This window comes from Neisseria sp. P0009.S007 (assembly GCF_051962515.1).
On the sequence record NZ_JBQCVF010000066.1, the window covers coordinates 1 to 11,598 of the forward strand.

General features: G+C 50.7%; 8 protein-coding genes and 1 pseudogene. 7 read left to right on the forward strand and 2 right to left on the reverse strand.

What is annotated here, in order from left to right:
- Nucleotides 1-27 precede the first annotated feature (27 nt).
- Nucleotides 28-1,719, forward strand: coding sequence for a DUF4178 domain-containing protein (locus ACTHS3_RS07455; RefSeq protein WP_070625911.1), 1,692 nt, complete (start codon nt 28-30; stop codon nt 1,717-1,719).
- Between the two features lie 67 nt (nt 1,720-1,786).
- Nucleotides 1,787-3,391: an NAD(P)-binding protein gene (locus tag ACTHS3_RS07460; RefSeq protein ID WP_049335410.1), complete on the forward strand. Its 1,605-nt coding sequence runs from the start codon at nt 1,787-1,789 to the stop codon at nt 3,389-3,391.
- Nucleotides 3,392-3,457: 66 nt separating this feature from the next.
- Here ACTHS3_RS07460 and ACTHS3_RS07465 read toward each other — a convergent pair whose 3' ends face one another.
- Entirely contained in the window at nt 3,458-4,096 is a 639-nt protein-coding gene (locus ACTHS3_RS07465; protein ID WP_003745733.1) for a bifunctional 4-hydroxy-2-oxoglutarate aldolase/2-dehydro-3-deoxy-phosphogluconate aldolase, read from the reverse strand.
- Between the two features lie 90 nt (nt 4,097-4,186).
- Nucleotides 4,187-6,022, reverse strand: a complete 1,836-nt coding sequence (gene edd / locus ACTHS3_RS07470) for a phosphogluconate dehydratase (RefSeq protein ID WP_004519344.1) — start codon at nt 6,020-6,022, stop codon at nt 4,187-4,189.
- 484 nt (nt 6,023-6,506) lie between these two features.
- On the opposite strand from edd, the gene zwf reads away from it, so the two are divergent.
- The 5 genes and pseudogenes from zwf to ACTHS3_RS07495 form a co-directional block, all read left to right on the forward strand.
- Nucleotides 6,507-7,952, forward strand: a complete 1,446-nt coding sequence (zwf, locus tag ACTHS3_RS07475) for a glucose-6-phosphate dehydrogenase (protein WP_039862026.1) — start codon at nt 6,507-6,509, stop codon at nt 7,950-7,952.
- Nucleotides 7,953-8,015: 63 nt separating this feature from the next.
- Complete coding sequence (gene pgl, locus ACTHS3_RS07480; protein WP_039861965.1) at nt 8,016-8,711, forward strand: 6-phosphogluconolactonase; 696 nt, start codon at nt 8,016-8,018, stop codon at nt 8,709-8,711.
- A complete protein-coding gene (locus ACTHS3_RS07485) occupies nt 8,692-9,672 on the forward strand; it encodes a glucokinase (RefSeq protein ID WP_039861966.1) in 981 nt (326 codons plus the stop codon). Before pgl ends, ACTHS3_RS07485 begins: the two co-directional genes overlap by 20 nt.
- A 77-nt stretch (nt 9,673-9,749) precedes the next feature.
- Nucleotides 9,750-10,598, forward strand: coding sequence for a DNA-binding transcriptional regulator HexR (hexR, locus tag ACTHS3_RS07490; RefSeq protein ID WP_004519348.1), 849 nt, complete (start codon nt 9,750-9,752; stop codon nt 10,596-10,598).
- Between the two features lie 143 nt (nt 10,599-10,741).
- Nucleotides 10,742-11,598, forward strand: a pseudogene (locus ACTHS3_RS07495) (glucose-6-phosphate isomerase); the annotation flags it as partial.

Sequence of the window (11,598 nt, forward strand, 5' to 3'; positions counted from 1 at the left end):
CTGATTAAACTGAAATATTGACGTTATATGGAAAAAACGCCTTTTTTTAAAACCGATTGCCCAAGCTGTGGTGCGCCTGTGGAGGCGTATTCCGCTACTGCCGTGACGCTGGTGTGTGGCCATTGTCACAGTATGCTGGTTGCTAGAATCGGTAAGGGGAGGAGCGGATATTTTGTTGCCAATTCAGGGCGTGATTCTGCGTTGCTGGAAGATTTCAGTCCGTTGCAGATTGGAACGCGAGGCGTTTTTGATGATCGGAAATTTACGCTGATTGGGCGATTGCAGGTGCATTACGATGTCGGCGCATGGAATGAATGGTATGTCTTGTTTGATGACGGGCAGACCGGCTGGCTTTCCGAGGTTGGCGATTTATATGCGATGACATGTTTGCTTACTCAGAAGAGGAGACGGGGGCCGAAAAATTTTAAGTCGGTGAAAGCAGGTTCCAGTTCGTTGACCTTTAATGGCCAAACCTTTATTGCGTCGGACGTTCGCACCATACATTATCGTAATACCGATGCGCAAGGCGAGTTGCCGTTCAATTTATCTGGGAATCAAGCGACAGGCGAGGTTTGCGACTGGCGACGCGGCAATTTGTTTTTGACCTTGGATTATTCGACTTTTCCAATGGACTCCTACTTCGGACGCATAGTCAGTTTGGACAGTTTGAAGCTGGAAAATAAGCGCAGTGATGATGAAATCCGTGAAAGTGCAGGCCGTCTGAAAGGAGAGATTCTTTCTGAAAACTGCCCGCATTGCGGCACTCCTGTTCATTGGCCAAGTGGTGTTACTTCTTTCCTTTTGTGTCAGTCTTGCGGCAGCAGTTTGAGCACGACAAAAGATACTGTTGCGTTGATGGAGGCAAATGCCCAAAGAAAAGAACAAGAAAACCTGTTCACGCTTTCCATAGGTACGAAAGGCCGTCTGAACGATACAGAATATCTGATTATCGGGGCTGTAAGATTTGCCGAAATATCGTCCTATAACCAAAATCAGTCTGAATACTGGACGGAATATCTGCTTTATAACACGCAACAAGGGTTTGCCTGGCTGATTGAGTCTGGAAAACGCTGGCGGTTGTCAGAAACCTTACACACATGGCCGGACTTTGATTCAAGTGGCAATCCTGCCGGTGAAATGTTGATTGATCATTACCGCGGGCAGGTCGAGGCAGCGGCTGGTGCTTTTTATTGGAAAGTCAAACAAGGCGATTTGCTTCATTACAAGGAATATAGCGGCAAGAAAAGTTATGGCCGGAATGTCATTCTGTGTTCTGAGCAGAGCAGGGATGAAATAGTCTGGAGTAAAAGCAGTCCTGTGTCTTACCGTCAAATGAGAAAGGCATTTGGCCTGTCTTTTGATACTAAGGAGATGCTCTCTTACTGGCTGAAGGGCGAAAATAGAAATGTTGGGAGTAGAGATAATGTAGCCCGTATCATTGCTATGCTGATTCTTATCATCGTCAACCTTCCGGCCTGGCTGTCGCCGCACCTACGTAGCCCTGTCGGCATAGTGGTCAGTCTGTGTGCGTTGGTATGGATATGGATTTCTGACAGATATAAAAACGATCGTGATTACGAAGAGGAACGGGTAGGGACGATTATTTTCTTTGCTTTCATCATTTTCCTTACCGTCTTATTCAACTATGTCCAAGCGGAAGACAGTGATTCATCGCATTCCGGCAGATCCTATCATGGTTATTCGGCAGGGCATAAATAACGTGAGATCTGCTTAACCTCGTTGTATCGTTTTACTTTTATTTTTTCAGACGACCTTTTTATAAAACATGCTAACCCGCCGTCAATTTCTCAGCTATACCGCCGTGCTTGGTGCCGCCTCTGCTTTCTCTTGGCAGACTTATAAGTACCTCAACCGCAAACCGCCGGTTTCTATTAACCGTGTCGGCTTGCCGTTGGGGCATTTGTTGCGTGACGGGGAATTGCTCAGTTCGCCGACCCGTCGTTATGAATGCAATACGTTGATACTCGGCGGCGGTGCGGCTGGGTTGGGAGCATTGTGGTATTTGGCGAAGCATAATCACCGCGATGTATTGTTGGCAGAAGGGTTTGAACGTAATGGCAACAATGCCGCCTATACGTCTTCAGACGGCCTGAAAGCGCCGAGCGGTGCGCATTATTTGGCTTTGCCGTCGAAAGAAAGCGTGTATGTGCGCGAGATGTTGGCGGATTTCGGTATTTTGCAGTCGGATGGCAGCTTTAGGGAAACCGATTTGGTCTATGCGCCCGAATCGCGCCTCTTATATCAGGATAAATGGGTAGAACATTTATTGCCGAAAGAAGATGCGGATTCCAAACGGTTTTTTGATTTGATAGGCCGTCTGAAACAGGCTTACGGCAATGACGGTAAGAAAATTTTTGCCATTCCGATTGCGCTGTCATCGATAGATGAAACATGGCGAAAGCTCGATCATCTGACGTTTCAACAATGGCTTGATCAGGAAGGTTACCATTCGCCCGAGCTTTTGTGGTATCTCGATTATTGTTGCCGCGACGATTACGGACAAGGCATCGGGCAAGTATCTGCCTTTGCCGGATTGCATTATTTTGCCGCCCGCAACAATGCAGAAACTGTCCTCACTTGGCCCGAAGGTTTGGCACATCTTTCTGAAAACCTGCGCCGTCATGCCGATTTGCAGGAAGGCTGGCAATGGCCGTCTGAAAACAGTATCCGTTTGGAGAAACCTGCTTCGGTTAATGCTTCTGCCGTCAAAATCAAACCGCTTTCAGACGGCCGGATTGAAGTGTGGCTGCGTGATAATGCAAAAGGGGAAACCGTTGCCGTCACCGCGCAACACGTTATCTCCGCCATGCCGCTGATGGTTGCCGCCCACATTATTGAATCTCCCGAACAATTTGGTCTGAATATTCCCGAATACGCGCCATGGCTGGTTTCCAATTTTGAACTGCACAGTTTTCCGAAAGAAAAAAACAACAGCGAACTTGCGTGGGACAATGTGGTTTACGGCAGCCAAGGACTGGGCTATGTTGTTGCGACCAACCAGCTTATCCGGGTTGCCCGTCCTGAACGTACGATTTTTACCGCCTACGCCGCGCTCAATCACGATACGCCACAAGCCGTCCGCCGCCAGCTGCTTGAAGCAAGCGATGAAGAGCTGCTCCAGTTTGCCGCACAAGATCTGCTTACCGCTTACGGCGAAGGCTTTTGGCGGCATGTTTCCCATGTTGACATTACCGTTCGCGGGCATGGCATGAGCGTGCCGAAACCCGGCTATTTAAGCGATGAGGCTTTATTAAAAATCAGAAATCGAAATACTGGATTATTATTTGCACACAGTGACTTAAGCAGCTATTCGGTGTTTGAAGAGGCTTTGTATTGGGGTGTGGAAGCGGCGCGGAAAGTATTGGCTTAATTGATATAAAAAGGCCGTCTGAAATCATATTCAGACGGCCTTTTCTCTTTTAACTTAATAACCTGATTAGGCTTTTGGTTTCAAAGCGGCAGCTTCGCGAGCCAGACGGGTGATGGTATCCCAGTCTTTGTTTTTGATGGCTTCTTTTGGGGTCAGCCATGAGCCGCCGACGCACAAGACATTAGGCAGCGCCAAGTACTCGGGAGCGGTTGCCAGGCTGATGCCGCCGGTCGGGCAGAAGCGAACATCGGCGTAAGGGCCGTACAGGGCTTTGAGCATGGCTTTGCCGCCAACGACTTCGGCAGGGAAGAGTTTGAGGGTGTCGATGCCGTGTTCCAAAGCCAGTTGGACTTCGCCAGGAGTGGCAACGCCCGGAATCAGGGGGATGCCACTGTTGTGGCTGGCTTTGGCGAGGGATTCGTGCAAACCCGGGCTGATGGCGAAAACCGCGCCTGCGTCTTCGACGGCTTTGAGCTGTTCGGGATTGGTTACCGTACCCGCGCCGACGATGGCGTTAGGAACTTCTTTGGCAATCAGGCGGATGGCGTCGAGACCGACAGGGGTGCGCAGGGTGATTTCGAGGGTGGGAATGCCGCCTTCGACAAGGGCGTGGGACAAATCGACGGCAGTACTCAAGTCGTCAATCGCCATTACCGGCACAACTGCGCCGGCAGTCAGAATTTCACGAGGGGTCAGTTTAGACATTTTAGGTCTCCGTTGGGGACTGTATCGTAATAGGGTCGTTAACATGGTTTCAGACGACCTGATTGTTTTAAGAGGCCGTCTGAAAAGGGGTTAGGCAAATTCGCCGCCGAAGCTCATGGCACCGGTTTCTGCGCTGCTGGTCATGCTGCGGAAGTTGGCGAAGAGTTCGCGGCCGCAGCCTTGTTGATTCGCGCTCAAGTCGATACGTTCGACTTCGCGGGCGTTCCATTCGGCTTCGTTGATCAGGACGTTGAGTTCGCCGGTAACGGAGTCGAAGCGGATCAAGTCGCCGGTACGGATTTTGGCGATGTTGCCGCCCATCAGGGCTTCAGGCGTCATGTGGATAGAGGCCGGAACTTTACCGGACGCGCCGGACATACGGCCGTCGGTCAGCAGTGCCACTTTAAAGCCGCGGTCTTGCAGGATGCCCAAAGGAGGGGTCAGTTTGTGCAATTCGGGCATACCGTTGGCGCGCGGGCCTTGGTAGCGGACAACACAGACGAAATCGCGTTCCAACTCGCCGCGTTCAAATGCGGCCAATACTTCGCGTTGGTCGTTGAACACGATGGCGGGTGCTTCAATGATGCGGCAGCCTTCGCGCACGGCGGACACTTTAATTACGCCGCGACCGATGTTGCCTTTCATTAGGCGCAGACCGCCGTCTGGGGAGAACGGGTTGTCGGCTTTGCGCAGGATGTCTTCATTACCGCTGGTTTCAGGGGCTTCGCGCCATTCAAGTTTGCCGTCAATGAGGAAAGGCTCTTTGGTGTAGTGGCGCATACCGTGTCCGACAACGGTATCGACATCATCGTGCAACAGGCCTGCGTCCAGCAATTCGCGGATAACGAAAGGCAGGCCGCCGGCAGCGGTAAAGTGGTTTACGTCGGCTTTGCCGTTGGGGTACACACGGATCAGCAATGGGATGATGGAAGAAATTTCATCGAAGTCGTCCCAGTTCAAAATCACGCCTGCAGCACGCGCCATAGCAACGAGGTGCATGGTGTGGTTGGTCGAGCCGCCGGTTGCCATCAGGCCGATCAGGGCGTTAATGAAGGATTTTTCGGTCAACATTTCGCCCAATGGTTTGATGGTGCCGTTTTTGATGCCGCGTGCGAGGTGTCCGGCTGCGTAGCGGGTCAGTGCTTCGCGCAGGTCGGTATAAGGGTGGACGAAGGCAGCAGCAGGCAGGTGTACGCCCATCATTTCCATCATCATCTGGTTGGAGTTGGCGGTACCGTAGAAGGTACAAGTACCCGGGCTGTGGTAAGAGCCCATTTCGCTTTCAAGCAAGGCGTCGCGGCCGACTTTACCTTCGGCGAAAAGCTGGCGGGTACGGGCTTTTTCTTTATTGCCGATACCGCTAGACATCGGGCCTGCCGGAACGAAGATGCCAGGAATATGACCGAAAGACAACGCACCGATCATTAAGCCCGGAACGATTTTGTCGCATACGCCCATAAACAAGCTGCCGTCAAACATTTGATGCGACAGACCGATGGCGGTACTCATGGCAATCACGTCGCGGGAAAACAGCGACAATTCCATGCCGGCGTAGCCTTGCGTGATGCCGTCGCACATGGCGGGCGTGCCGCCGGCGACTTGGGCGGTCGCGCCGTTTTTTTGTGCTTCGTCTTTGATTTGGTCAGGGAAGTCTTTAAACGGCTGGTGTGCGGAAACCATGTCGTTGTAGGCAGTGATGATGCCTAAGTTGGGGACGGTTTCCTGAAGCATTTCGATTTTGATGCTCTTAGGCATGGAGGCATAGCCGTGTGCCAAGTTGCTGCAGCCGAGCTGGTTGCGCTCTAAGCGTCCCATCTGTTTGGCGCTGCGGATTTTCGCCAGATACTTTTCACGCGTCGGGCGGCTGCGCTCGATGATGCGCTCGGTAATTTCGGCGAGTTTCGGGTGAATAGGAGTGGGGTTCATGTGCGGTCTCCTGGCTAAACGATATGATAGGGATTTTGTTTGCGCGTTTCTGATTTTTGTATTGGGTGTTTTCTTCAGACGGCCTTGAGCTGTGGGAATGAATAATATGGGCCGTCTGAATATTTGAAGATTTTCTCTTCGAAGCGTCCGCATATTATAGTACAAAATCTGTAATTTTGTTACAAAATAATTTACTAAGTGGAAGAAATTTGATTTAAATCGAGGTATGGTCAATTCGTAAAATGGCAGGCTGCAAAAGTCATCAAACTTTTATGTTAAATCAAACAATTTGTAAAAATGAGAATAGACAAAATGTGTAGCCATGTGTAGTATTACTACTCATTAGCCCGCTTGTTTGAAATTTTGGTGCAGGCGATTGGTTCTTTACTGCTTATTGCTTAAAGGCTTTTGATTTTAATCGATTTTTATGGATGACGACAGTCCAAAAGTTTTGAAGCAAGCTTCCTCAACGAGAGATGAAACAATGAGTACACAGACAAATTTTGATTTGGTGTTGTTTGGCGCGACCGGCGATTTGGCAATGCGTAAACTTTTGCCTTGCCTGTATCAGGCGCATGTAGCCGGTTTGCTTCATCCCGAAGGTCGTATTTTGGGCGTAAGCCGCAGCGAATTGGATACCGCCGGCTTTTTGGCTAAAGTGGAAACGAATTCTAAAATCCATGTCAAACAAAACTTCTCAGATGAAGCGTGGGCATCGTTTATCCAACGTCTTGAGTATTTGAAAGTCGATGTGACAAAGAAAGACGACTTCATTGCTTTGGGCGACTTGGTAAAAGCGCGCAAGAATACTGAGAATGTCGTGATCTACCTCTCAACTGCGCCGAAATTCTTTGCACAAGCCTGTGAAAATCTTGCCGAAATCGGTTTGAATGCCGATAACGTGCGCGTGGTTTTGGAAAAACCGTTGGGTACGGACTTGGCTTCTTCCCAACAAATCAATACAGATGTAGCCCGTTATTTCAAAGAAGAACAAATCTACCGTATCGACCATTATTTGGGTAAAGAAAGCCTGCAAAACCTGCTGGCCTTGCGTTTTGCTAATGTGATGTTCGAGCCTTTGTGGAACAACAAATATATTGAAAGCGTACAGCTGACCATCGCCGAGCAGTTGGGCGTGGAAGAACGCGGTGAGTTTTACGACATTACCGGCGCATTGCGCGATATGGTGCAAAACCACTTGATGCAAATGCTTTGTATGACTGCGATGGAAGCGCCGGCAAGCTTGGATGCCGATGCCGTACGCGACGAGAAAGTGAAAGTCATCAAATCGCTGAAACCGCTGACCATCGAATCCGTCAACGAAAATGTTATTCGCGGCCAATATGTTGCAGCAAACGGTATGAACGGCTATCTGGAAGAAGTCGACGTACCGAAAGACAGTTTCACTGAAACCTATGTTGCCATCAAAGCCGAAATCGAAAACGAGCGTTGGAAAGGCGTACCTTTCTACCTGCGTACCGGCAAACGCATGGCAGGCAAAGTGGCGGAAATCGTGTTGAACTTCCGTCCGCTGCAAAACCATATTTTTGACAACAGCCAACCTGCGCCGAATCGTTTGGTTATTGAACTACAACCGACCGAATCCGTCCGTCTTTACACACAAGTGAAAACCCCGGGTGCTGGCAACAAAGTCGAAGTGACACCGATTGGCGTGGACTTGGGCACAGCCGTCGAGGGTCGCCGTGCCGAGGCTTATGAACGCCTGCTGCTGGATGTGATTAACGGCAAACTCGCTTTGTTCAACCGTCGTGACGAACTCGAAGCTGCTTGGGAATATGTGATGCCTATCCTGGAAAACTGGGCGAACAATACAACGCCTCCACATGCTTACGAAGCCCATTCTTGGGGTCCTGAAGCTGCGCGCGCGCTGTTGGCCCGTGACGGTAACAAGTGGCACGAAGAGCAATAATATTTCTTTCAGACGGCCTTGTTTTCCAACAAAAGGCCGTCTGAAACCATGAAAGGACGAAACATGTTTGTTTGGCACGAACAAGAAAATGCTGCAACTGCTGCGCAAGCTCTCGCCGATGCCGTTGCCGCCGCATTGCAAGCCGCGTTGAATGAGAAAGGCCATGCGGTTTTGGCCGTTTCCGGCGGTCGTTCGCCGATTGCGTTTTTCGAGGCTTTGTCGCAAAAAGATTTAAATTGGCAAAACGTCGGCATTACTTTGGTGGACGAGCGTATCGTTCCGACCACGCATGCCGACAGCAATACAGGCTTGGTACGCGAATATCTGCTCAAAAATAACGCGGCCGTTGCCACATGGATTCCTGTTGTTGAAGACGGAAAGTCTGAAACTGAATTACAACCTGAAGTTGTCGTTGCTTACGCATTGAAACATTATAAGCAACCTGATGTGCTGGTGTTGGGCATGGGAGGGGACGGACATACGGCGTCGTTGTTCCCTCAAGCGCCTCAATTACAGGCAGCAATCAATGAAGCCAATGACCCGACATTGATTCATACTACGCCGGTTACCGCGCCGCATGAGCGTGTGAGTATGACTTTGGGTGCGATTGCCAAAACGCCGAATGTATTTTTGGCCATTCAAGGCGCAGAGAAAAAAGCGGTATTCGACAAGGCTGCAGCAAGGGTCGATACCGAATATCCGACCAGCCTGATTCTCAATCATCAAGGGATTAACTGCCATGTCTACTATGCACACTGAAGCTTATCCTCGTTTGGTCGCCGATATCGGCGGTACGAATGCCCGTTTTGCACTTGAAACTGCACCACAGGTCATTGAAAAGGCTGAAGTCTTGCCTTGCCAGGATTACGACACCATTGTTGATGCCGCCAAAACTTATTTGGAACGCGCAGGCAGTCCGAAAGTTTTGCACGCCGCCTTTGCGATTGCCAATCCGATTTTGGGCGACTGGGTGCAGATGACCAACCATCACTGGGCATTCTCCATCGAAACCACCCGCCAGGCTTTGGGTTTTGAAACGTTGATTCTGTTGAACGACTTTACCGCCCAGGCTTTGGCGGTAACAAAAACCGATAAGAAAGACTTGATACAAATCGGCGGTCAAAAACCAATCGAATTTGCGCCTAAAGCCGTTATCGGTCCGGGTACCGGTTTGGGTGTCAGCGGTTTGGTGCACAGCGCTGCCGGCTGGGTGGCGTTGGCAGGCGAGGGCGGCCATACCAGCTTCCCGCCGTTTGACGATATGGAAGTATTGATTTGGCAATACGCTAAAAACAAATACGGCCATGTTTCTGCCGAGCGTTTCTTGAGCGGCGCAGGTCTGAGCCTGATTTACGAAGCATTGGCCAAACGCGACAACATCAAACAATGCCGTCTGAAGCCTTCTGAAATCACCGATAAGACATTGAGCGGAACATCGCCGATTTGCCGTCAGACTTTGGATATTTTCTGCGCCATGCTGGGTACGGTTGCTTCCAATTTGGCTTTGTCATTGGGTGCGCGCGGCGGCGTGTATTTGTGCGGCGGGATTATCCCGCGCGTGTTGGATTACTTTAAAACGTCTCCATTCCGCAGCCGCTTTGAAAACAAAGGCCGCTTTGAGGCTTATCTTGCCGCTATTCCCGTGTATGTCGTATTGAGCGAATTTCCGGGCATCGTCGGCGCGGCGGTCGCATTAGACAATCATTTAAATAACGTTTAAACACACAAACGGCGGTGCAGGGCAGGGGGTGGAAAAAAACCTTGTCCTGAACGTCAAAGAATCAAAGGGTAGAGTATATGTTAAGCAAAATCAGCGAATCATTGTCCAACCTCTCCGGCGCAGAACGCAAAGTTGCCGAATCTGCGTTGGCCGAGCCGAAATGGTTCGTTCATGCTGCTGTGGCGGAAATCGCCGAGCGTGCTTCCGTCAGTCAGCCGACTGTAATCCGTTTCTGCCGCAGCTTGGGTTACAAAGGCTTGCCTGAGTTCAAACTCGCTTTGTCTGCCAGCATCGGCCACGAAGGCATGCCTTACGTTCATGAAGAATTAAACGCCGATGACAACATGGGCAGCGTGGTCGAAAAAGTATTGGGCAATGCCGCAGCCTCCCTCTTGGGTGAGCGCCGTTTCCTGAAAGAATCCGAGCTGGAAAACGCGATTGCCATTCTGATGCACGCGCGACGCGTTGAGTTTTATGGTGTCGGCAACTCCGGCATCGTTGCCCAAGATGCGCAACACAAATTCTTCCGCTTCGGTATGTCCACCGTTGCCTATGTCGATACACATACCCAGCTGATGGCGGCTTCCGTATTGACCGAGCAGGATGTGTTGGTGGCGATTTCCAATACCGGCTCATCTATCGAATTGTTGGATGCGGCCAGTATCGCCAAAGAAAACGGCGCAGCCGTTATCGCGCTGACCCGCAATGATTCACCGTTGGCTCAAATGGCCGACTGTGTATTGAGCATTGCTACTCAGGAAAATGCCGAGCTTTATACGCCTATGGTGTCCCGTCTTCTGCAGCTGGCCGTTATCGATATTCTTGCCATCGGCTTGGCCTTGCGTTTGGGCGATACTGCCAGTACGCAACTGCAAAAAAGTAAAAAAAGCATACATAACAAGCACATCGAATACGATAAAGATTGATTCTTCATTGATATCTTCAGACAGCCCCAACCCACATCAAGGCCGTCTGAAACCTCAAAAAACGGAAACCACCCCGTTCCCGTTTCAGACGACCTCACGGCCGTTTTCTCAACAAAACTGTCCACTATCCAGGAGAGCATCCGATGAAACACCTTCACGATTTACCAGCTTGGTCAAAATTATGGATACATTTTGACGAAACCAAAGAACAACACATGCGCGAAATGTTCGAGCAAGATCCCGAACGTGCCGAGCGCTACTGGCTGCAGGTTGGCGGCCTGACTTTGGATTATTCTAAAAACCGTATCAACGACGAAACCATGGCACTGTTGTTCGAGCTGGCGCGTGAAGCAGGCGTACCGGAGCGGATGCAGCAAATGTTCCACGGCGAAAAAATCAATACGACGGAAAACCGCGCCGTTCTCCACGTCGCCCTGCGCAACCGCACCAACGCCCCTATCGTCGTGGATGGCGAAGATGTCATGCCTAAGGTCAACCATGTCCTGCAACGCATGGGCGAGTTCGCGCATGAAGTCCGCAGCGGCAGCTGGTTGGGCTATACCAATCAAGTCATTACCGACGTCGTCAACATCGGTATCGGCGGCTCTGACCTCGGTCCTCTGATGATGTGTACCGCGCTCAAGCCTTTCGGCCATCCGCGTTTGAACATGCACTTCGTCTCCAATGTGGACGGCTCCCAACTGCGCGACGTATTGTCCAAAGTCCACCCTGAAACTACGCTGTTCATCATTGCGTCCAAAACCTTTACCACCCAAGAAACCCTGACCAACGCCCTGACCGCGCGTAAATGGTTCTTGGATCATGCAGGCGATGAAAGCGCCGTGGCCAAACACTTCGTTGCCGTATCGACCAACCAAAAAGCCGTTGCCGAATTCGGTATCGATACCGCCAATATGTTTGAATTTTGGGACTGGGTCGGCGGACGATACAGCCTGTGGTCGGCCATCGGCCTGCCGATTATGCTGTATCTCGGCGAAGA